Raw genomic sequence first — 21925 nt, 5'->3', positions numbered from 1 at the left:
AGATGGACCTTCACAAAGCCGAAGCAAAAGTAAAAGAACTGCATAATCTGCTGAATCAATATGGCTATGAATATTATGTCCTTGATAAGCCGTCAGTGCCGGATTCTGAGTATGACCGGCTCCTGAAAGAGCTGATGGAGCTTGAACATGAGCATCCGCAGCTGAAAACTGCTGATTCCCCTACCCAGCGGGTCGGCGGCGAAATACTCGATATGTTCGAAAAGGTCGAGCACCAAACACCTATGCTGAGCCTTGGCAATGCCTTCAACGAAGAAGATCTCCGCAGCTTTGACCGCCGGGTGCGGCAGACTGCAGGAGAAAATCTTTCTTATGTGTGCGAGCTGAAGATTGATGGCCTGGCCGTCGCCCTGAAATATGAGGATGGCCTGTTCATCCAGGGGGCGACAAGGGGAGACGGGACGATCGGGGAGGATATCACCGTAAACCTGCGGACAATCCGCTCCATTCCCCTCCGCCTTTCAGAGCCTGTATCCATTGAGGTGCGCGGGGAGGCATTCATGCCGGGCCGATCCTTTGAAGCATTGAATAAAGGGAAAGAAGAGCGGGGCGAGGAGCCGTTTGCAAATCCGCGCAATGCGGCTGCAGGCTCCCTGCGGCAGCTTGATCCCCGCATTGCTGCTTCCCGTAATCTTGATATCTTTTTATACGGGATATCAAACACTGGCGATACAGGTGTAGAATCACACAGTGCCGGTCTGGATTATCTGGAAACGCTCGGATTCAAGACGAACAAAGAGCGCAGAAGATGTGCCAATATAGAAGAAGTTATCGAATATGTCAGCACCTGGACCGAGAAGCGGCCTAACCTGGATTACGATATAGACGGAATTGTCATCAAGGTTGACTCGCTTGCCCTTCAGGAAGAGCTGGGTGCAACAGCGAAAAGTCCTCGCTGGGCGATTGCCTATAAATTCCCTGCTGAAGAAGTGGTCACCACTTTAAGGGATATTGAGCTGAGCGTCGGACGTACCGGCGTCGTCACTCCTACAGCCCTGCTTGAACCGGTCCGTGTCGCCGGGACAACTGTCCAGCGTGCATCGCTTCATAATGAAGATCTGATCCGTGAAAAAGACATCAAGATCGGCGACAAGGTCGTCGTCAAAAAAGCCGGAGATATCATCCCCGAGGTTGTCAATGTGCTGGCCGAGCAGAGGACAGGTGAGGAGCGCGAATTCGTGATGCCGACACACTGTCCGGAGTGCGGAAGCGAGCTCGTCCGACTTGAGGGTGAAGTGGCTCTGCGATGCATCAATCCGAAATGCCCCGCCCAGATCCGCGAGGGGCTGATCCATTTTGTCTCCCGGAATGCAATGAATATTGACGGACTTGGCGAGAAAGTGGTCAGCCAGCTGTTTGCAAAAGAGCTGATCAAGGATGTAGCTGACCTTTACAAGCTTACACATGAAGCTTTGATCGGAATGGAGCGCATGGGTGAAAAATCGGTCAATAATCTGCTGGAGGCCATAGAGGCATCCAAGCAGAACTCCCTTGAAAAGCTGCTGTTTGGATTAGGAATCAGGCATGTCGGCGCAAAGGCAGCCAAAACACTTGCCCAGCATTTTGGCACCATTGATAACCTGATGGCCGCCTCTGAAGAAGATTTGACGGCAATCAATGAAATCGGCGGTAAAATGGCTGGAGCGATTGTTGCATTCTTTGAGCAGGAAGAAGCGAAGGAGCTTATCCGCGAATTAAAAGAATCAGGCGTCAACATGGAATACAAAGGGCCGAAGCCGGTTGCGGCAGAGGACTCCGACTCCTTTTTTGCAGGAAAGACAATCGTGCTGACAGGCAAGCTTTCCATATTGAGCCGAAATGAAGCAAAAGAAAAGATCGAAGCACTGGGCGGAAATGTGTCCGGAAGCGTCAGCAAGAAAACGGACCTCCTGATTGCAGGCGAGGATGCCGGCTCCAAGCTGGCGAAAGCCCAGGACCTGGGGATTGATATTTGGAATGAGGAGCAGCTGGTTGAAGAATTAAATAATTAAGAGGTGTAAAAGCAGTGAGAAGAACATCAATAATCGCCTTGTCCCTTGCCCTATTGCTGACAGGCTGCGCCCCCAACTTCCAGAAGCAGGAGGAAGTGGTGCAGGAGCAGGATGACTCAAAGGAAAATGCGATTATTCCAAACTATAAGATCTCGGATCAGTACTATCGTACGATCCTGCCTTTTAAGCCCGGGGAAGCACGCGGATTGGTCGTCAATAATATCAATACCAGATATGACTTGAATGAATTTGAGACCGGCCTCATGAGGGTGGCCCAAAATTCATTCGATCCTGATAAGTTCTTTTTCCAGGAAGGCCAGTATCTGAAAAGGGATATGGTCAGCAAATGGCTGAGCCGCAAGTATACGGCCGCACAGCTGAAGGAAAAGAACCTCGAGGAAGAAGACAATCTTGGCCTGAATCCGGTGGATGACGAGAAAGGCGACATCAAATCGAGGGAAGAAAGAAACCCGATTTACCTGGCCCATATCCTTGAGCATAACTACCTCCTGAAAAATGAAGATGGCAAAGCCTATCTCGGAGGAGTCGTCATCGGTCTCGCAATGAACTCTGTTCACTACTACAGAACAGTGGACTATGGAGACGTTTTTGAGAAAAAAATCGACCATGCCGCCCTTGAAAAAGAAGGAAAGCAGATTGCCGATCAGGTATTAAGCAGACTCCGCAGTATGGACGAACTTAAAAATGTACCGATCACCATCGCCCTTTTCGAGCAGGAAAGCAATAAATCAGTTGTGCCTGGCACTTTCTTTGCCTATGCCCAGGCGGACAAAGGAAGCAGCAAGCTTGGCGGATGGGAAAAAGTAGATGAAGAATACGTGCTATTCCCATCTCCTGGAGCCACCGAAGATCACAGGGAAGACGTCACCTCTTTCCTTAACTTCAAGCAGGACGTCGAAAAATACTTCCCGAACTTCAACGGAGTCATCGGGAAAGCCTTCTATGCCCAAGATCAGCTCCAGGAGCTGAACATCGAAATCCCGATCCAATTCTACGGGAAAGCAGAAGGCATCGGCTTTACCCAATATGTGACCGGACTCGTCATGAAGCATTTCCCTGACTATATATCCGTCCAGGTCAGCGTCACCTCCGTCAACGGCCCGGAAGCACTCATCGTCCGGAAAGCCGGGGACCAGGAACCATTTGTGCATATTTATCAGCAATAGAAGAGCAAGCAGCCGGTTGGGGGCTGCTTGTTTTTTTGTGCCTGGTGCGGGAGGTGTGGGATTGGGAGTTGGTAGAAAAAAGCGTAAAATGGTAGAAAAAAGGATAGATTGGTTAAATTATTGCACGAATCGGTAGAAAAAAGGTGCCAGTCGGTAGAAAAAGCCGCAGAATGATGAAAAAGCCTCCGGTCTCTCTTCAAAATGAACTATTCGAGCGCCTTTCATGGGACGCTTTGCCATATTCTAGAGGATTCAGCCCGCAAAGAGAGCCGTTCTAAGGGAGTTGGTAGAAAAAAGCGTGAATTAATTAAAAAACAAGCTGAATTAATGAAATTAATGCGCGAATCGGTAGAAAAAAGGTGCAAGTCGGTAGAAAAAGCCGCAGAATGATGAAAAAGCTCCCCCGCTCTCTCTTCCAAACAAGCTTTTAAGCTAAAAGAGAAAGCTTGGCAGTTCTACGAAAGCCCTTTATGTGAGGCTCGCCTAAAAATGGGCAATTATAGATAAAAAGCTCGTGTGATTTACAAAACAAGCCCCAATTTACAAATTCTCCCGCCAGCTGCCCAATCACTGCCCAGAATGGCTCAAAAGATGCTCCCTTCCCCTGGCCACCCGCCTCCTCTCCAAAAGCCAAACAAAATTTTCCCATAAAAACAGGATTTCCGCATCCAAACCAAGTATATAAATACTAGAAAATAAGAAAGGAGCTTTCTATGATCATAAAAAAATTAGAAATGCCTTTAACACTGCAAAAGCTGCTGGCCCTTCACCGGAGACTGCCGCAGAACCACCCCAAGTACCAGCTTATCCAGGAAAAGTTGGCGAAGGGGCTTGCCGGATATAAAGGGGAGATGGCGGTAGAGTACCAGCTCAGTTTTCTTCCAAAAGATCAGTATTTAATATTCCACAATATCCGTCTGCAGGAACAGGAGCATTTTTTTCAAATGGATTTTGTCCTCTTATCCAAAGAATTCGTTCTCACTATTGAAGTAAAGAATATGGCTGGCACTTTGTATTTTGATCCTGTTTTCCAGCAGCTGGTCCGGACGCAAAACGAAAAGGAGGAGGCATTTCCTGATCCGCTTATCCAAATTCAGCGCCACAAATCCCTCATGGCCAATTGGCTCAGAACTCAGAACTGTCCCCCCATCCCGATTGAATCCCTCATAGCCATAAGCAGCCCATACACATTATTAAAAACAAGCCCCAGAAACGAATCAATCTCCAAGACCATCCTTCATAGCGAAGCACTCCCAGCTAAAATAAAGAAGCTTGAATTAACCTATAGAAAGAGCTGCCTGGAGGATAAACAGTGGAAAAAGCTCGGCCGCCTGATTCAAAAGAAAGATACCCCTTTAAATGCCGATATCCTTGATCAATATGATATCCGGAAAGATGAGCTCATCATAGGTGTAATCTGCCCATCGTGCCATGCTTTTCCGATGGGAAGGTCACATGGGACATGGTCGTGTCTTCAATGCCACTTCAAGGCAGCAGATTGCCACTTGTCTGCGCTTGAAGATTATCGCTTATTAATAGGTGAGACAATTACAAACAGCGAGGCCAGATTTTTTTTGCATATATCGTCACTGCAGCTTGCAGGGCGCCTGCTTCATCATGCACAGTCTGATGGAAAAACAAAGGGAAGGATTATATATTAAAATAATAACCTGCAAAACTTTTGGAAAAATAAACATTTCTCAGAATGTTGGAGATAAATAGAAAGTCATGTTAAAATGGAACCTGGATGTAAACGTTTTAGTACATAGGAGGCGTTAAAAATGGTACAACCTTACAAGCATGAACCTTTTACTAATTTTTCTATTGAAGAAGAGCGCAATGGCTACCTGCAGGGCTTAAAGACTGTTGAGGGCTATCTTGGCCAGGATTATGATCTGCTGATTGGCGGAGAGCGCGTTTCGACTGAAGATAAAATAGTTTCCTATAATCCTTCTAATAAAGAAGAAGTGATCGGCCGTGTATCAAAGGCGACGCAGGAGCATGCCGAGCAGGCAATGCAGGCGGCTGTCGAGGCTTTCAAGACGTGGAGAAAGGTTAAGCCTGAGACACGTGCTGATGTCCTTTTCAAGGCAGCAGCGATTATCCGCCGCCGCAAGCATGAGTTCTCTGCTTTGCTGACTAAGGAAGCGGGCAAGCCTTGGAATGAGGCTGATGCAGATACTGCGGAAGCGATCGACTTCCTTGAGTATTATGCGCGCCAGATTCTGAAAGTGAAAGACGGTATGCCAGTGAACAGCCGTCCGAATGAATATAACCGCTATGATTATATTCCATTGGGCGTTGGCATCGTTATTTCTCCTTGGAACTTCCCGCTTGCGATCATGGCTGGCACGACTGTAGCTGCCATTGTTGCCGGAAACACAGTATTGCTTAAGCCGGCTTCAACTACTCCTGTAGTAGCGGCGAAATTCGTTGAAGTAATGGAGCAGGCTGGCCTGCCGAAGGGTGTTCTGAACTTTGTACCTGGAAGCGGCGCAGAAGTGGGCGACTATCTGGTTGACCATAAAGACACCCGCTTCATTTCATTCACAGGATCACGCGATGTTGGTCTGCGCATCAATGAGCGTGCTTCTAAATTGAATGAAGGCCAGATCTGGCTCAAGCGCGTAATCGCAGAAATGGGCGGAAAAGATACGATTGTCGTTGATAAAGAGGCTGACCTTGAGCTTGCGGCACAGTCAATCGTTGCTTCTGCATTCGGTTTCTCCGGACAAAAATGCTCTGCCTGCTCACGTGCAGTGGTGGTAGAGGATGTATACGACCAGGTGCTTAACCGTGTGGTTGAGCTGACAAATGATCTGACACAGGGCAACCCTGAAGACAAGAGCAATTTCATGGGTCCTGTTATCGACCAGAATGCATTTGATAAGATCATGAGCTATGTTGAAATCGGCAAAGAAGAAGGCAAGCTGATGACAGGCGGAGAAGGGGACAGCTCTACTGGCTACTTCATCAAACCGACTGTGTTCGCTGACCTTGCTCCTGATGCACGTTTGATGCAGGAAGAAATCTTTGGGCCGGTTGTAGGCTTCACAAAGGCTAAAGACTTTGACCATGCGTTGGAAATTGCCAATAATACAGAATACGGATTAACAGGTGCGGTCATCACAACGAACCGTGAAAACATCCAGAAAGCGCGCGAAGATTTCCATGTCGGGAATCTGTATTTCAACCGCGGCTGTACCGGAGCAATCGTTGGATACCAGCCATTCGGCGGCTTCAACATGTCAGGTACAGATTCAAAAGCTGGAGGCCCTGACTATATCCTTCTGCATATGCAGGCGAAGACAACTTCTGAAATGTACTAAATCCGGTCGGCCGGATGGCCCGCATCCCATTATGGGATGCGGGCTTTTTGTGCTGCGGTGCTTCTAGTAGGATAGTCATATTTTCACCATAGTATTTATACTATTAAAATAATTGTGTATAATCTTATTAGTTTTACCCTCTTAAAGCCGCTTGATAGGAGGGTGGAACAGGATTTAATCAATCGTTTGATAAAGAGGCTTTTACTAAAAAAATGGAGGTGGCGGGGGATGGGCTTGAGCGGGATGACGATTTTCTGGCTGTTTGTGCCAATGCCGGCATTGATTTTGCTTTCTATCATCACGTATTTTACGGAGAGGAGAATGGAAAAATGATGTCTACGGCTACATTGGTTACTTTTATTGTCTATCTGGCCGGGATGCTGGCAATTGGCCTGTTTTTTTACCGGATGACCAGCAATCTGTCTGATTATGTATTAGGCGGGAGGAGCCTGGGGCCGGGTGTGGCAGCGTTAAGCGCCGGGGCCTCTGACATGAGCGGCTGGCTTCTTCTGGGACTTCCGGGTGCCGCCTATGTTTCCGGATTCTCTGCTGTCTGGATCTGCATCGGCCTTTCTGCAGGCGCTTATCTGAATTGGCAGTTTGTTGCACGGAGGCTGAGGGCCTATACAGAGGTATCGCGAAATTCCATTACGATTCCTGATTATCTTGAGAATCGCTTCAGGGACCATTCGAAAGTGCTGAGGGTGATTTCTGCATTTGTTATTTTATTATTTTTTACCTTTTATGCATCATCAGGAATGGTGGCAGGAGGCAAGCTGTTTGAAAATTCCTTTGGGCTGCAGTACGAAGCGGCTTTGTGGATTGGTGCCATCGTCATCATTTCCTATACCTTCCTTGGCGGCTTTCTCGCGGTGAGCTGGACTGACTTTGTACAGGGAATCCTGATGTTCATTGCTCTTCTCATTGTCCCGATAGCGGCCATCAGTGAAGTCGGCGGCTGGAGCGAGGCTGTTGATAAGGTGGGAAGCATCAAGCCGGACGGCCTTGATGTTTTTGCCGGCACAACGGCAATCGGGATCATATCTTCCATGGCCTGGGGTCTTGGTTACTTTGGGCAGCCGCATATCATTACCCGTTTTATGGCATTGAGGTCAACCAGGGATGTGCCGATGGCAAGGCTGATTGGGATGGTATGGATGATTGCGGGGCTGTTTGGTGCCATTTTTACCGGTTTTGCGGGCATTGCTTATTTTGCGGATGCACCGTTAAAGGATTCGGAAACCGTCTTTATGGATTTTAGCTCTTTGCTGTTCAATCCGTGGATCTCTGGCATTCTTCTTGCTGCCATCCTTTCGGCGATTATGAGTACGATCGACTCTCAGCTGCTTGTGTCCTCAAGTGCAGTGGCCGAGGATTTTTATAAAGCCGTCTTCAGGAAGGGAGCCGGGGAAAAGGAGCTTGTATGGGTCGGAAGAATTTCAGTTATTGTGATTGCCCTGATCGCCATTATCCTTGCCATGAACCCGGATAGCTCTGTCCTTGATCTTGTGAGCTATGCATGGGGCGGATTTGGCGCGGCATTCGGTCCAGTAATCATCCTGTCGCTTTTCTGGAAGCGAATGACAAGGAATGGTGCGCTGGCGGGGCTTATCTCCGGAGCGGCTACTGTTGTCATTTGGGAAAAATTGAAGGGCGGCATCTTTGATCTGTACGAAATTGTACCAGGTTTTCTGGTATGTACTGTGGCTATTATTATTTTCAGCCTGGCATCTTCTTCACCGGATAAGGAAATCGAGGAAGAGTTTGAAAAGGCAAAGGCATCCTCTTTTAATTAAAAAATTTATCTATCGGATGGCAGGCTATTATAGCCTGCTTTTTTATATTTCGGAGAAAACCCTGACTTAATTTTATAAATTTAGATGAATAGATACTCGTGTATAACCGTTTTCTTAATTATATATGCAAATTTAACGAATAAATATAAATAGCATTTCAAAAAACTGAATTTTCACCCTGTTCTGATTATATATCTGTGTTACGCTTATAAACGGCTGTTAAACGGCGGGAATGAGGATTATTTTCTTTCAGTGTTTTTTCAAATGATGATGCCTGCATAAGGTTGCAGAAAAAATGCATAAAAAATGATGCTCGTATTTAAAAAATCTCAATTAGTTTAGGAAAGGAGAATGCTTTAAAACAATGGAAACTGCTACGTTAATTACTTTTATTGTGTATTTAATTGGAATGCTTGCAATTGGACTTATTTCATATAAACTGACAAGCAATCTGTCTGACTATGTTCTCGGAGGAAGAAGCCTTGGGCCTGGAGTGACGGCTCTTAGTGCCGGCGCTTCTGATATGAGCTCCTGGCTGCTGCTTGGACTCCCTGGCCTTGCTTATGCGACAGGGCTTGATTCTATTTGGATGTGTATCGGCTTGATTATTGGAGCGTATCTCAACTGGAAATTTGTTGCTTCCAGGCTGCGCGCCTATACGGAGGTTGCGAATGACTCCATCACAGTCCCCGATTTTTTCGAAAACCGCTTTAAGGATGGTTCACGGCTTCTCCGTGTTATATCCGCTCTCGTTATTTTAATATTTTTCACATTTTATGCTTCATCCGGTCTGGTAGGGGGAGCCCTGCTTTTCCAGGAGACTTTTGGGATGACGTATAATACTGCCCTGCTGATTGGAGCGGTAGTCATCATTTCCTATACCTTCCTTGGCGGCTTCCTGGCTGTCAGCTGGACAGACTTTTTCCAGGGCCTTCTGATGTTCCTGGCGCTTGTAATCGTTCCGATTGTAGCTTTCGCAAAGCTTGGCGGGTGGGGAGAAACGATTGATACAGTCCGGTCCATTGATCCGTCATATCTGGATCCGATTGATACTATGTCAGGTCTGGGAATTGTTTCTCTTATGGCTTGGGGGCTCGGCTATTTCGGCCAGCCGCATATCATTACCCGCTTTATGGCCATCAGGTCTACAAAGGAAATTCCTAAAGCCCGTTTTTATGGGATGTCCTGGATGACTATTTCTATTATCGGCGCCATTTTGGTCGGCCTTGTAGGGATCCCGTCATTCGCGGATAACCCGCTGATTCAGGGTGATGTGGATAATAGCGAAAAAGTATTTATTTTCTTTGCCGATATCCTGTTTAATCCCTGGGTATCAGGCATCCTGCTTGCTGCAATCCTGTCAGCAATCATGAGTACGATTGATTCCCAGCTGCTTGTATCATCGAGTGCATTGGCGGAGGATTTTTATAAAGGCATCATCCGCAAGAATGCGAGCGATAAAGAGCTTGTCTGGGTCGGGCGCATCGGTGTCATCGTGATTGCGCTGATTGCCATCCTGCTTGCCTACACCGGAAATCCGGAAAACGGAGGAGCATCTATCCTTGATCTCGTCAGCTATGCATGGGGCGGATTCGGTGCAGCCTTCGGTCCAGTTGTTCTGTTGGCACTGTACTGGAAGAGGATGACACGCAATGGCGCCCTTGCAGGAATGCTGACCGGCGCTATAACGGTTGTTGTCTGGAAGCAGCTGACAGACAAAAAAATCATTCCGTTTGAGCTTTATGAAATTGTTCCTGGCTTTTTCCTGGCTCTGATAGCCATTGTCATCTTCAGCCTTATCGGAAATCAGCCGAAAAAGGTCATTGTAGAACAATATGAGGAAGCAGTCGGAAGGGATCAGGTGTAAGTATAATCGCAAAAAAGCGGCAGTAGTCTAATACTTGCCGCAAATAAAATCGGCCTTTCCCTATAGGGAAGGCCGATTTTTTTGTGAAAATAAACCTGCACTGATGTATTTTTTATATTTGTTCCCTTATGTTTTAATCTTCCCAAGCCCATCTCCATACTATATCGTAGAACGAAATAAGGGAGAGAATTCCTTTGCTGCAGAATATGATTTTTATTAATGGGGGGATATCACCGAGGATTTATAAAATCCGCGATGAGCAAGCGCCGGATAACCAGCAGACATATTGTACGGGTCAGCTGGAAGAAAGAATAGATGAGCTGGAGCATTTAGTTCAGCTATCGGATCAGGAAAATGAATCTTTGAAAAGACAATTATGCAACATGCAGATTGCATACAGCCGGCTTATGCAGCAGCTTATTTGCCAGGAACAGTTTACTGTTTCCTTATCCCCAAAGGTTTTGGAGAACTTATTTCATCATAGTCAGCCAGTATTTTGGGAAGGTTGTTCGGAAACGTTCAAAAGGAGTATTATCAGTAAAATGGAAGAAGGGCGCAAGAAAGCAAAGAGTTCCTCCGGGGAACCAGTCTATGTACCGTATCTAAGAAGTACAGACGGAGGGATGCGAGACAAAGCGGCAAAACTCAAGTCTGGCTGGGATTCTTACATGGCGAGTCAGAATCTGCTGGCAGCGGACACAGAGAACCAAACTATTTCCGATGAGGCAGTTCCCTGTTTAAGCAATTTGGGAATAGAAATTAAGCCAGAAAGTGAATTACAGGGATCGCAGGAAAGTAGTTCAGAGGGTAATGAAACCGAATCTGGCAATCTGTCCGGTGAACAAGTTGAACTGCAGAAATCGGAAAGTAATTCAGAGCGTGGTAATGAAATCGAACCCGGCAATCTGTCCGTTGAACAAGTTGAACTGCAGATATCCGGGGAAAGTAATTCAGAGCGTGGTAATGAAACCGAACCCGGCAATCTGTCCGATGAACAAGTTGAACTGCAGAAATCGGAAAGTAATTCAGAGCGTGGTGATGAAACCGAACCCGGCAATCTGTCCGATGAACAAGTTGAACTGCAGAAATCGGAGGAAAGTAATTCAGAGCGTGGTGATGAGACCGAACCTGACAATCTGTCCGTTGAACAAGTTGAAAAGGATTCTGTAAACTTAACGGAGGAGAAGGGTACAGGGCTGCAGTACATGGAGAAAGAAGAAGCGGATGATAGTGTCTCTTCTGAACACTCACCGAATATGGAGAAAGATCAAGACGCCGAAGAAGTATCAGGTGAGCCCGGTTCACCGGTTCCGTACCTGGGTAAAGCCAGGGAACCTGATCAAGAGCCTCTCGTGCCGTTGCTGATGGCTTTGCCTCCCGACTATCCTGTTGCCTTTGTCCATACAGAGGGTACGATCATACAAGTTCTGAGGTTTGCGGGACTGGATGAACCAAATCGATCAGCAAACTTTGTCACCGATAAGGGTTTGGTGTCCATTCCATACACCCACATCAATGGAATTGTTTTCCGATAAATGATATTTTTTGTTTATAGGAACATAGAAAATGGGGAAACTATTGTTTCCCCATTTAGCTTTTAAAAAAGCTTATGCTTCTTCCTCTTCTTCTCCTTCAGGTTCTTCAGCAGGTGCAAAGCAAATTCCATTTACTTTTTCTGCATCAAATACGCAAACCTGGCAGTCTTCACCAATGAAATAGGCCAAGCCATTGTGGAGATTGCTGAATCTAGTTACCGCTGCATTGGAGCCATGCAGGTATAGAGACCCTACTGGATAGTTTGGCGGCAGCTTTTTGAGCAAGCCTTCAATATTGCCTTCGTGTCTTTCTGTCATATATATCACTCTCTTTTAAAATATTTCCCCTTTAGGAGATAGTATAGTGTATTTCTAAAACTTGATTATCGTATGGACAAATATACTCTTGGTAGAAAAAGGCATTTTTACCATTCGGAGGATTCTTCGGTATCCGCATCTGAATGAGAATCTACAACTTCGATCGATTTGATGATATCTACGGGAATGAGGCGGAAGGTATCGGTGCAGGCGGGGGTGATATCATTACATTTCTTATTGCCGTCATTAACTGTGGGTTTATCCTTTCGTACCTTTTTTTTCTGGCAGCAGCGCTTTTTCTTTTTGCAGGTTTTTTGCGCAAGCTGCTGAAGTGCAGATAAAATTTCAAAAGAATCGTCCAAAGTATAGACTTCTATGTGATCCTTTAATTGTTTTTTCCGTATTTCCGTCATATTCATTCTCCTCTTTCAATCTTTAATAAGAATACAATCAATCAAACGCCCCAACTATTTTCTGCAAATCTTTCCCGGTAAGAGGTCCTGCATGGTACTTCACAATAACACCGTCCTTGTTAATGAAGAACGTACTGGGGAGTGAGAGGATGCTGTACTTCTCAAACACGCTGCCTGAAGAATCGAGGAGGATGGGGAAGCGGATTTTATTATCCTGGATGAAATGCAGCACCTGATCCTGGGACGCTTCATTATTCGTCATGTTGATTCCTATGACCGCAACGTCTTCCTCCTGCTGTGAAAACTCCTCCAAAATAGGCATTTCTGTTTTGCATGGCTCACACCACGTTGCCCAAAAATTTAATACTAAAAATTCCCCTTTGTAGTCAGATAACTTGTTTGGCTCTCCTTGGACGGAATTTAATTGAAAATGTGGAGCCTTCTCTCCCTCTTGAGCCTTCTCCCGGTCTCCTTGCAAGCCAATGTACAGGGTCCAAACAAATAGGGACACCAGGAGAGACAGGGAAATCCGTTTAATCAAAAAAATATCCCCTTTCTAAATGCCTGTTTCTTTCAACTTATGCAGTCTTTTTAAAACAGCAAGTGTTATTCACCCAGAGTCTAATAGACTATTGTCCATTCAATCATGGTTGCTTTGCATATAATAGGAGAGATTCCTGAAAGGGGAGAATTGAATATGGCGGACACCTATATTGGACTGATGATTTATTTGAATTTGACAGTCGTTATTTTCTTGTATATGAAGCTATACAAGATGAGGAAGCTGATCGGCTTTCAGCTGGGAATGAATATTTCCATCTTGATGGGAGGGATGACTGCCCTTTCGACGGGGGTCCTTCTCATTTCACAATTCCCATTTTCCTTCACTGCCGTCACAATCATCAATACTCTTATCGGCATGGCGGCAGGCGGGGCATATGGGGCACTGTTTGATTATCAGACCCTTCTTACCGGTTATGCAAATGGATTAATGATCGGCATAATGGCTCCGATGATAGGGTCCATTATAGGAAACAGCCTGCTGTTTATTTGTTTTATGGAACTCTTGCTTATTGCTTCTTCCGTTTTTGTCATATCCTCCTCCAGAAGTGCCTGACCAAAAGCCCGGATCGGGAATGAAAGGAGTAGTCGCATGACCTATTTACTAGCAGTCTTAATTATGGTGCAATTGTCCGCTGGGATCATCAGCTTTTCAGCTCTATATAAATCCAGGAAGCTATTTAACGATAGATACTCCATGACAGTGGCCATGGGTACTTCGACGGTATTATCTATTTTCTTAAGCATGACAGGTTCCTTCTTTTTTTTCGATAATGTTCTAATAAGCATTGCAAGTATGCTGCTGGGAGGGACAGTTGGAATCATTTTTGGTGTGATGGGCAGACTGCATGCTGTTTTAGCCGGTTTTATTAGTGGAATGGCCGGTGGAATGTCGGGAGCGATGGTTGGGGCTGTCATAAAAGATCCGGCTCTATGCAATTTGCCTTCCGCAGGAAACAGTGTAGAGATTAGCATAACGGCCTTCAGCTGCTTTGGGACATTCATTGTCATCCTATCTATGTGCCTTATCTGTTATTCCTTGAGGATTTAAAGGCTGCAGGTTTATATCGTTTTAAGGAGGGTGAGCAAATTGAGCCGTAAAAGCAGATTGGATATGTATCTGAAGGAGCTGCTGGAAAAGAGGGAAGAAGAACAAAAAACAGAGGACTGGATGAATAATATCTCTGGACCAGGAAGCGGGCTAACATCGCCTCACTCTGCCATGACCAGCGCAGAGCTGAGGATGTTCATGAAGTACATGGATCACAAAAACCTGCTTGCCATCTCAGAAGGAGCCAAAGAGCAGAAAAAATCCCTTATATTAAGAGAATTTTTTAAATCAAAGCGCAACCAGCAGGTGGAAATCTTATTTTTCAATCCTGAGCTGTCAAAGCTTGAAGGTAAAGTAAGTACAATAGGCAGGGATTTTGTGATGTTGACAGATTTAAGGAAACGGATTTGGATTCCTTACCGGGTGATCCATTCTGCAACCATTCCCTATGGTGTTCCCAACTACTCAAACACTCATCAGCATTTTATTTATGATAATGATTTGAGGAGAAAACTGCTGCGTAATTTCGGGGGGACTGTTCATAAAAGGGGTGCGCTTGTGCAGCAGTTTTTTGAAGAAACCCTGCACACAAATCTATTGTCCTGGAAAATGACAATGGTCAAGGTGGTCACCTCTGATAAGGTTTATTTTGGAAGGATTGACAGAGCTGACAAATCTGATCTCAGGGTAAAACTATTCAAACATATACAAGAAATCCCTGTAGGTGAGATTCAATCTGTTCAGACGCTCCGCTTCCTGCAGTTTATAGGGGAATTCATCAAATTAAGGCGCTAGACTAATTATGTGCCAATTTACCCAGGAATCATCGCCTGGTTTGAATAGATTATAGATGAGATTCAATTGTTGTGCTGATTTTGAAAGGAGGACTAAAATTGTCATTAAAATCCAGACATTCTTCAGATGATCCATTTTTCCAGGAGCTTAGAAGGCTAAAAGGAACTGATATACTCCTGATAACACAGGCAGATCAGCTAAACCTGCTCGGCCAGACCTTCCGCCCTATCTTTTGCGGCCCGATTGCTGAAGTAGAGAATGGGCATATCACCATCTTTCCCGTTACTATTAAACTCATTAACGCTCCCTTCTACAAGTTTCCAACCCCGCTGAGCTTTCCTATAGAAAAAATTGCTCAATATACACCAGACTTCGACTGCAATACCATTTTCCCTTTAACGTAAGGAGGAATCCCTAATGACAAATCATGAAAACCCTTCTCATCACCCGCAGATGGAAAATATTAATGTGATCCATGACGCGGCATTGATTCAGCATTTTGTTAATGGAATTGGAAGAAAAGTTTTTCTGCTCACTCCGTCCTTCCCCTTTACTTTTATCGGGAGAATTATTGGTGTTATTGACGACATGCTGGAACTCGATGTGGAAACTACACATTTCTCCCAATTAGAAGACCGCATTTGGCATATTCATATTCACTCCATTGAAACCTTCTATATCGAACGGGATGATGGACCGAGAATACCGGAGCTGAAGGATTGAGGTGAAAACATGAAAAGAAAGTTTCATATAGTGGCCATTCCAATCAGGATGGTTCTAAATAACTTTGGCGATTATGATCCCAATGGAAGAATGTATATCCTGAAGGAAAACGAACAGAAGGTCAAACAGCTGGTGAGGAAAAACCCCTTTTCCCCGGTAGATCTGGTACAGCCCCTGACCATAAGGGCGAACGAGGGAGACGAAGTAGAGGTACTTTTTGAAAACCAATTGCCGGAACCGGCCGGTATTCACTTTCAGGAAGCTGATTACAATGTCCTGACTTCAGACGGGGCAAATGTAGGTTTCAACCCGGACACAACCGTAAAATACGGTGAAAAAATCCTTTATCGCATCAGGGCAAGCAATGAAGGAATTTATTTTTTCTCAGATCTGGGCAATCCGGTCAGTTCTGAGGAGGGCTCAAATATCCATGGCCTCTATGGCAGTCTAATCGTAGAGTCCAGGGGATCGTGGTGGACCGATCCCGTTACGGGCAAGTATATCAGCAGCGGGGTATACGCAGATATCCACCATCCATTTCTGCCTTCTTTCCGGGAATATGCATGGTTTTTTGCAGATGAGCAGCCGACTTTGGATCTGACGGGAAACCGGCCTCTCGATCCGATGACAGGGCAGGAGCGGGAGTCGACACATGCGTTCAATTATCGATATGAGCCTCTGGGAAACCGAAAACGGCTCATTGAAGAAGGGATTGTCTGTCCTGAATGTGACGGTGAGGAAGTCCATCACGACTCATGGGTGTTCGGCGATCCAAGCACACCGATTTTACGGGCCTATAAAGGGGATCCTGTGAAAGTCCGGGTGATCCATGGAGGAGTTAAGGAAACACACGTTTTTCACTATCATGTGCATCAGTGGTTCAAAGATCTCAGCAATGTCGATTCCGAACTAATTGACTCCCAGTCGATTTCTCCGCAAATGCATTATACAGTAGCGCCGCTATATGGTGCAGGCAGTCTGCAGCAGGCAATCGGCGATATCATTATACATTGTCATCTGTATCCCCATTTTGAGGTCGGGATGTGGGGCCTGCAGCGAATTTTTGACACCCTGCAGGATGGAAGCCAGTGCTACCCGAATGGTGAACCGATTCATGCCCTGCAGCCATTGCCGGATAGGCCTCCGCCTCCAGTCCCCACAGCAGAAAGGCCCGGGTTTCCTAACTTTATTCCCGGCAAGGTAGGCAGCAAAGCACCAAGGCCGCCTTTAGGCATTGTCGGCGGAAGGGGTTTGACGGAGCTTGAGAGGAATGCTGCGGTGCCAAACGCCAGGCCCGGGGCCGTATTTGCAGATTCCTGTTTAGGAAATCCGGTCGTTTACGAGTTTGATATTTCTCTGATAGAGATGCCTCTTACCTATAACAGGGAAGGCTGGAACGATCCAGTCGGAAGATTCTATGTGCTGGACAAAGACCTTGATGATGTCCTTTCAGGCAAAAAGAAGCCTGAGCCGCTCGTGTTTCATATTCCGGCAGGCGCCTGTATCCGGGGGAACTTCACAAACCGCATTCCGAATGTACTGGATGGAAGCGCCTTTCAATTAGTGACGAGAACGTATGAATGCGGCATGCACATTCATTTCGTTAAATTTGATGTCTTGTGTTCGGATGCAGCTAATGTAGGCTGGAATTATGACAGCTCTGTGCTGCCGGGACAAACCATCCGGTATGAGTGGTATGCAGAAACGGAGCTAAAGGCCTGGTTCTTCCATGATCACTTGTTTGCAACGGTTCAGGAAAACCACGGAGTATTCGGATCCGGGGTTGTGCATCCCCGATTTTCGAAAATCCTGGATAGTACAACAGGGGAAGAAACGGACAGGGGCGTGGAGGTTACAGTCACAAATCCGCTGATTCCCGATTATCGTGATTATGCCATCTTTGCCCAGGATTTCGCCATGCTTTTTGATAAAAACGGCTGTCCTTTGGCCCCGCCTCCATTCCCGGGTTCTTTGGACGACCCAGGAGTGTTCGGGGTGAATCTAAGGAATGAGCCGCTTCAATTCAGGCTCGGGGAAGATTGCGATCCGGCCTATTCCTTTAGTTCATTTGTCAAAGGAGATCCTTATACTGCTGTATTCAAGGCTTATAAGGGAGATTCAATCAGAATCCGCCTGCTGCAGGGAGCGCATGAGGAATCACACAGCTTTAATCTTCATGGCTTAAAGTGGCTCTCTGAAAGGAGGACGCTCGACTCTACCATGGAAGATCAAAAGACTATTGGAATATCTGAGTCCTTTACCCTTGAAACCTATATCCCGAGAGCGGGCGATTATTTCTGGGCTTTTGAAACAGAGGAAGATCTGTGGAATGGCTTATGGGGACTGATCAGGGCTTACAGCGAAATGGAAGAAGACTTGATTCCGCTGCCGGATCGTCCTGATCCACCCCAAAAGACTAGCCCGCTTCCTGTATGCACCGGGCTGCCGCCATGCCAGCCTCCCGAAGCAATAAGCACTGCACCAGCTGGGGCACCAGTAAGAAGATATCATGTAGTTGCCTTCCAGCATCAGGTCATCTACAACCGGTATTGCGATCATGATCCGTATGCAGTCATTTTTGCTCTGGCGGAAGATGTGCCAGATATCCTGGCCGGGCGGCTGAATCCCGAGCCGCTTGTCCTGCGGGGGAATGCGGGAGAATTGGTAGAAGTAACGCTTACCAACCGCTTAGTTCCGGGGTTATTTCCTTTTGCTGATGGCATTTATCCTTATCCGCAGGTAAAAGAGCAGGCACCTTACCCGCCTTCTTTGAGGATTTCTTTGCATCCCCAGCTTTTGGATTATGATGTGAGGACTTCCTCTGGCGAAACAGTGGGATTCAATTATGATCAAACAGTCGGTCCAGGCGAGTCATTTACGTACAAGTGGTTTGTGGAAGAAGCATTCGGAGCCTGCGGACTTTGGGATATGGCGGACATCCGCAGCCATCGTTCCCAAGGGGCATTCGGTATGTTCATTGCCGAGCCGAGAGGAACCCGATACTTGGATCCAATGACATTGCTCCCGGTAAAATCCGGCAGCCAGGCTGTACTTCGAAATCCTCTGCTTCCTGATACGAGAGAATTTGTTGTCATCATGCATGACGGAGTCCGCCTCGTTGACAAGAAGGATCAGCTGATAATCGATCCAACCGATGCCATCATCCCCGAGGTGGAACAGGAACCAGACTTGCTTGACACGTATGATCAGGGGTCAAGAGGATTCAATTACAGAAGCGAGAGGCTGATCAACAGATGGAGGGAAGTACAGAGGCTGGAAGACCTTTTCAGCTCCAAGGTGCATGGAGACCCGGCGACACCCGTATTCCAGGCCTATCCCAATGATCCGATAATCTTCCGTTATGCCTATCCTTCTGAAAGAAGAAGGACGCAGACCTTCCATGTTCATGGGCATTATTGGCATATTGACACGTCAAACATGAATTCATCCATTAAATCCGTTCAAGGCGAGAATGTGATGGGAAGAGTGAATGACCTTCGGCTCTTATATGGAGCAGGAAGCCTTTATGGCTACCCGGGAGATTATATGTTCCGATCAGGCAACATCCGATGGGGAATTGAGCCAGGATTCTGGGGCATTATGAGGGTCCATCAGGAATTGCAAAAGTGTCTGGCCAGGATCCAGGTTGACAAAACAGAATAAGGGGTTAGGCCCCTTATTCTTTAGGAGGTGAATTGTATGAGTTTAGAAGGAGAAACGAATGTATCGGGCAGATGTGCTCATAATGATTTTGATATCCCGTTTGAATGCTGTCCGCCAAGAATCCAGCAGCCAGGACTGCCTTCGCCCACTGGCTGCCAGCCAATGGAGGAGCTGGAACTGCTTGAAGCGAAAATAGATGCTGTAAACCAATTCTTGCTGGATATCGGGCTAAGGGGCGAAGATGAAGAAGCCGGAAGGGAAAGAAACCAGGTGCTGGAGCAGGCGTTAAATGGTCTTGCCGGACAAGTTGCTGAATTTCAGATCGCGGAGCTTCCCCAGACACTTAAAGGAAGAATTCATCTGGCAGGCAGGGACTTTGCCATCATCAGATCAGAAGCTAATCAACTCATTATCCCCTATGAAAATATTTGCGCTATCAAGCCTGTCAACCGGTTCGCCGAGCCTGACAAAGGGCTAAGGCTTTTAGAAATAGAACCATGCCTTAGAAGGTCCATTGCCTTTGATTTTGGAAGAGTTGTTTCTTCCTCTCCTGAGCTGATCCAGCTGTTCTTTGGCCTGACTCTGGAAATCTACCTGCTCCTGTTCGAGGGGCAAAAGATCGGGCTTGTAACAGAAGCTCTAAAGGAAAAAGGGATTATTAAGGCTGTTCACCGGGAATATCTTAGCTTCTGTTTTAAAGGAAGGACTAGGAACATTCCGTTGGAAGAAATTCTCTATATAAGGATAAAAATAAAAAAGGACTGCAGCTAGCTGCAATCCCCAGGCTGTCAGGAGTTTCTTGACAGCCTTATTTTTTTACTATGTCAGCAGTGGCCGCAGTTGCAGTTGTTTTCTTTAAACTCTACCCATTTAACGTCTTCCATAGGGATTATGCGGAATTTATTTTGCTTCTTCTTCTTTTTGCCTTCACAGCAGTTATCAATTTCTTCATCCAAGTCTTCTTCCTCTTCTTCAGCTTCTAATACCTCAGTAACTTTTACCTCAACAAAGTTTGAGCCGACAAAGCATATTTTTGCCAAAATTTCTTCACAGCTGCCCCCGCATTCGAGCTGCATCTTTACTTTACAGTCAATCAGCTGTCTCAGGCGGAAAGCGAGATTTCCCTGCAGGCCGCCGAGTCTGATTTGGAATCTGTCATCACATAAAAAGCTGTCAGCCATTTGAGAATGGTGAAAATCGTCATGGCATGAACAAGCATGTTTATCCTGATGAAAATTGTCATGGCAAGAGCAAGGATGCTTGTCTGGGTGAAAATGCGAGTGGTGGTAATGGTTTCTATCATAATGATCATTCTTATGGTTTCCGCAGCATGAGCAGTGCGGCTGATGATGAGGGTCTTTCATTTCACTTCCTCCTAAAGTTGAAATAATATGCCGTTCAATGATTTTTTCATATTCCGAAAGAGAGAGCCTCTGCATTTGGAGCTTATCAATATAAGGCAAGCTTTTAATGCCATACGAACTATACTCTGGATATGCGGCATATAGGTTTTTACCTGAAGCGTAATTCTCATTAAGGCCATCCTGTAAATGCGGGCCTGCTTTTTTCTGATAGTGGGGAAGGTAGCTGTAAGTGCGTTCTCCCTTGCCACCTTGGCAAATGCTGCAGAATTTTTCTGGATTGTTATTCAAAGTTCCATCCCTCATTCTTTGAAAGTCAAAGGCTCTGATTTTTATCTAAAAGCAAATAGTTCTCGGGCATGAGCAGAAAAATCTATCAAAACAGCATTGATTTTTGCTTCCGCAGCCGTAAAATCTGGAAATATCACATGGACTCTTGCATCCGCATAGTGATACACAGCCTTTTCTCTGATGACAGCAATTGAATGCCCTGGAACGATAACAGCTCACAATAATCACCTCATTTCTGTATTGATAGTATTAATTTATGTATCCTGCTTAAATTTGCTTGTACATATGCTGCAAACAGAAGAATTGGGAGTGCAGGGCCTTTTCCAGCTGCTAATAAACAAGGTTTACGGGATATGCGGCCAAACATAATCCTCATGGGTGAATAAATATATGTATAAGGCTTTATTAACTAAAAGTGATAGGTGGGATTTATAATGATTGCCCGTATTATTGCCACACTGGCTGTATTAGCCGGCTTTTGTCTGACATATGTCTTTTGGCCTGAAAGTGGAAGCCTGCCGAAAATCAAAAAAGTAGAAGCATTTAGCCTTGAAGCAATTCAGAGCTCAGAATATGATTCAGCTAACAACAAGGTAAAGCTCGTGAATTTCTTCTACACAAGCTGTCCGGATGTCTGTCCTTTAACCATGACAGATTTAAAGAAGGTGCAGGATAGACTTAAAGATGAAAACCTTTTTGGCAGTGAAGCTGAAATTGTATCCATTTCATTTGATCCGGTAAATGATACTGAAGAGAAAGTCAGGGAATATGCCAATCATTTTCATGCAGACTTTAAAGGATGGAAGTTCTTGAGCGGAAGGGAACCAGATATTAAGAGAGTGACGGAAAACTTCAATATGAATATCAAAATGGACAATGGCGGTGTAGTAGCCCACAGTACTAAAATGTATCTGGTTGACCAGAATCATTTTATCCGGGCAGAATATGATATGGCCGGCTTAAAGGAAAGTATTTCTGTTGAAGAAATTCTGGCGGATATTCAAAGCCTTGCACGCTAAATGCAAT

The 21925-nt window shown here is 45.8% G+C and carries 20 protein-coding genes; 15 read left to right on the top strand and 5 right to left on the bottom strand.

The genetic code is table 11. The features are described 5' to 3' along the window. Positions 1-2 precede the first annotated feature (2 nt). From ligA to ACQCVH_RS14910, 7 genes are all read left to right on the top strand, one after another. The gene (gene ligA, locus ACQCVH_RS14940; RefSeq protein WP_426836443.1) at positions 3-2009 is read left to right on the top strand and encodes an NAD-dependent DNA ligase LigA; all 2007 of its coding nucleotides are present in this window, start codon (positions 3-5) and stop codon (positions 2007-2009) included. A gap of 14 nt (positions 2010-2023) precedes the next feature. Continuing rightward, on the top strand, positions 2024-3196 hold the full coding sequence (locus ACQCVH_RS14935) for a CamS family sex pheromone protein (RefSeq protein WP_426836442.1): 1173 nt from the start codon (positions 2024-2026) through the stop codon (positions 3194-3196). A gap of 713 nt (positions 3197-3909) precedes the next feature. Next, complete coding sequence (locus ACQCVH_RS14930) at positions 3910-4857, top strand: nuclease-related domain-containing protein (RefSeq protein ID WP_426836441.1); 948 nt, start codon at positions 3910-3912, stop codon at positions 4855-4857. A gap of 120 nt (positions 4858-4977) precedes the next feature. After that, positions 4978-6525, top strand: coding sequence for an L-glutamate gamma-semialdehyde dehydrogenase (gene pruA, locus ACQCVH_RS14925; RefSeq protein ID WP_426836440.1), 1548 nt, complete (start codon positions 4978-4980; stop codon positions 6523-6525). Positions 6526-6857: 332 nt separating this feature from the next. Beyond that, positions 6858-8321: a sodium/proline symporter PutP gene (gene putP / locus ACQCVH_RS14920; RefSeq protein ID WP_426836476.1), complete on the top strand. Its 1464-nt coding sequence runs from the start codon at positions 6858-6860 to the stop codon at positions 8319-8321. A gap of 364 nt (positions 8322-8685) precedes the next feature. Further along, positions 8686-10188 carry a sodium/proline symporter PutP gene (gene putP, locus ACQCVH_RS14915; RefSeq protein WP_426836439.1) on the top strand — a complete coding sequence of 501 codons (1503 nt, stop codon included), beginning with the start codon at positions 8686-8688 and terminating at the stop codon, positions 10186-10188. 194 nt (positions 10189-10382) lie between these two features. Continuing rightward, positions 10383-11723 carry a hypothetical protein gene (locus ACQCVH_RS14910; protein ID WP_426836438.1) on the top strand — a complete coding sequence of 447 codons (1341 nt, stop codon included), beginning with the start codon at positions 10383-10385 and terminating at the stop codon, positions 11721-11723. 72 nt (positions 11724-11795) lie between these two features. Here the strand turns inward: ACQCVH_RS14910 and ACQCVH_RS14905 are convergent, their stop codons facing one another. The 3 genes from ACQCVH_RS14905 to ACQCVH_RS14895 form a co-directional block, all read right to left on the bottom strand. After that, positions 11796-12041 carry a hypothetical protein gene (locus ACQCVH_RS14905; protein WP_426836437.1) on the bottom strand — a complete coding sequence of 82 codons (246 nt, stop codon included), beginning with the start codon at positions 12039-12041 and terminating at the stop codon, positions 11796-11798. A gap of 107 nt (positions 12042-12148) precedes the next feature. After that, a complete protein-coding gene (locus tag ACQCVH_RS14900) occupies positions 12149-12454 on the bottom strand; it encodes a hypothetical protein (RefSeq protein ID WP_426836436.1) in 306 nt (101 codons plus the stop codon). A gap of 37 nt (positions 12455-12491) precedes the next feature. After that, positions 12492-12965, bottom strand: coding sequence for a TlpA family protein disulfide reductase (locus ACQCVH_RS14895; protein ID WP_426836475.1), 474 nt, complete (start codon positions 12963-12965; stop codon positions 12492-12494). 186 nt (positions 12966-13151) lie between these two features. Between ACQCVH_RS14895 and ACQCVH_RS14890 the strand changes: the two genes are divergently transcribed. The 7 genes from ACQCVH_RS14890 to ACQCVH_RS14860 all read left to right on the top strand — a co-directional run bounded on the left by ACQCVH_RS14890 (position 13152) and on the right by ACQCVH_RS14860 (position 20018). After that, on the top strand, positions 13152-13571 hold the full coding sequence (locus tag ACQCVH_RS14890; RefSeq protein ID WP_426836435.1) for a hypothetical protein: 420 nt from the start codon (positions 13152-13154) through the stop codon (positions 13569-13571). Between the two features lie 36 nt (positions 13572-13607). Continuing rightward, positions 13608-14066 (top strand): hypothetical protein, encoded by a 459-nt coding sequence (locus ACQCVH_RS14885; protein WP_426836434.1) that lies wholly within the window; start codon positions 13608-13610, stop codon positions 14064-14066. A 39-nt stretch (positions 14067-14105) separates the two neighbouring features. Beyond that, the gene (locus tag ACQCVH_RS14880) at positions 14106-14861 is read left to right on the top strand and encodes a hypothetical protein (RefSeq protein WP_426836433.1); all 756 of its coding nucleotides are present in this window, start codon (positions 14106-14108) and stop codon (positions 14859-14861) included. Between the two features lie 98 nt (positions 14862-14959). Then, the gene (locus ACQCVH_RS14875; protein WP_426836432.1) at positions 14960-15265 is read left to right on the top strand and encodes a hypothetical protein; all 306 of its coding nucleotides are present in this window, start codon (positions 14960-14962) and stop codon (positions 15263-15265) included. A 13-nt stretch (positions 15266-15278) separates the two neighbouring features. Then, complete coding sequence (locus tag ACQCVH_RS14870) at positions 15279-15584, top strand: hypothetical protein (protein ID WP_426836431.1); 306 nt, start codon at positions 15279-15281, stop codon at positions 15582-15584. A gap of 9 nt (positions 15585-15593) precedes the next feature. Then, positions 15594-19247 (top strand): multicopper oxidase domain-containing protein, encoded by a 3654-nt coding sequence (locus tag ACQCVH_RS14865; RefSeq protein WP_426836430.1) that lies wholly within the window; start codon positions 15594-15596, stop codon positions 19245-19247. 36 nt (positions 19248-19283) lie between these two features. After that, on the top strand, positions 19284-20018 hold the full coding sequence (locus ACQCVH_RS14860; protein WP_426836429.1) for a hypothetical protein: 735 nt from the start codon (positions 19284-19286) through the stop codon (positions 20016-20018). 53 nt (positions 20019-20071) lie between these two features. Here the strand turns inward: ACQCVH_RS14860 and ACQCVH_RS14855 are convergent, their stop codons facing one another. Next, on the bottom strand, positions 20072-20287 hold the full coding sequence (locus ACQCVH_RS14855) for a hypothetical protein (RefSeq protein ID WP_426836428.1): 216 nt from the start codon (positions 20285-20287) through the stop codon (positions 20072-20074). A 62-nt stretch (positions 20288-20349) separates the two neighbouring features. Further along, positions 20350-20559, bottom strand: a complete 210-nt coding sequence (locus tag ACQCVH_RS14850; protein ID WP_426836427.1) for a hypothetical protein — start codon at positions 20557-20559, stop codon at positions 20350-20352. Between the two features lie 774 nt (positions 20560-21333). Here ACQCVH_RS14850 and ACQCVH_RS14845 point away from each other — a divergent pair. Continuing rightward, on the top strand, positions 21334-21918 hold the full coding sequence (locus ACQCVH_RS14845) for an SCO family protein (RefSeq protein WP_426836426.1): 585 nt from the start codon (positions 21334-21336) through the stop codon (positions 21916-21918). Positions 21919-21925: the final 7 nt, after the last annotated feature.

It is taken from the genome of Bacillus infantis, assembly GCF_050107595.1.
GTDB classification, from domain to species: domain Bacteria; phylum Bacillota; class Bacilli; order Bacillales; family Cytobacillaceae; genus Bacillus_AB; species Bacillus_AB infantis_C.
Note: the sequence above shows the minus strand (reverse complement) of the source record. Positions and strands in the feature narration are given on the sequence as shown.

Coding starts and splice junctions, on each gene's coding strand:
- ligA (WP_426836443.1), top strand. CDS start 3: ATGGACCTTCACAAAGCCGAAGCAAAAGTAAAAGAACTGCATAATCTG.
- ACQCVH_RS14930 (WP_426836441.1), top strand. CDS start 3,910: ATGATCATAAAAAAATTAGAAATGCCTTTAACACTGCAAAAGCTGCTG.
- pruA (WP_426836440.1), top strand. CDS start 4,978: ATGGTACAACCTTACAAGCATGAACCTTTTACTAATTTTTCTATTGAA.
- putP (WP_426836476.1), top strand. CDS start 6,858: ATGTCTACGGCTACATTGGTTACTTTTATTGTCTATCTGGCCGGGATG.
- putP (WP_426836439.1), top strand. CDS start 8,686: ATGGAAACTGCTACGTTAATTACTTTTATTGTGTATTTAATTGGAATG.
- ACQCVH_RS14905 (WP_426836437.1), bottom strand. CDS start 12,041: ATGACAGAAAGACACGAAGGCAATATTGAAGGCTTGCTCAAAAAGCTG.
- ACQCVH_RS14900 (WP_426836436.1), bottom strand. CDS start 12,454: ATGACGGAAATACGGAAAAAACAATTAAAGGATCACATAGAAGTCTAT.
- ACQCVH_RS14890 (WP_426836435.1), top strand. CDS start 13,152: ATGGCGGACACCTATATTGGACTGATGATTTATTTGAATTTGACAGTC.
- ACQCVH_RS14885 (WP_426836434.1), top strand. CDS start 13,608: ATGACCTATTTACTAGCAGTCTTAATTATGGTGCAATTGTCCGCTGGG.
- ACQCVH_RS14870 (WP_426836431.1), top strand. CDS start 15,279: ATGACAAATCATGAAAACCCTTCTCATCACCCGCAGATGGAAAATATT.
- ACQCVH_RS14865 (WP_426836430.1), top strand. CDS start 15,594: ATGAAAAGAAAGTTTCATATAGTGGCCATTCCAATCAGGATGGTTCTA.
- ACQCVH_RS14860 (WP_426836429.1), top strand. CDS start 19,284: ATGAGTTTAGAAGGAGAAACGAATGTATCGGGCAGATGTGCTCATAAT.
- ACQCVH_RS14850 (WP_426836427.1), bottom strand. CDS start 20,559: ATGATCATTATGATAGAAACCATTACCACCACTCGCATTTTCACCCAG.
- ACQCVH_RS14845 (WP_426836426.1), top strand. CDS start 21,334: ATGATTGCCCGTATTATTGCCACACTGGCTGTATTAGCCGGCTTTTGT.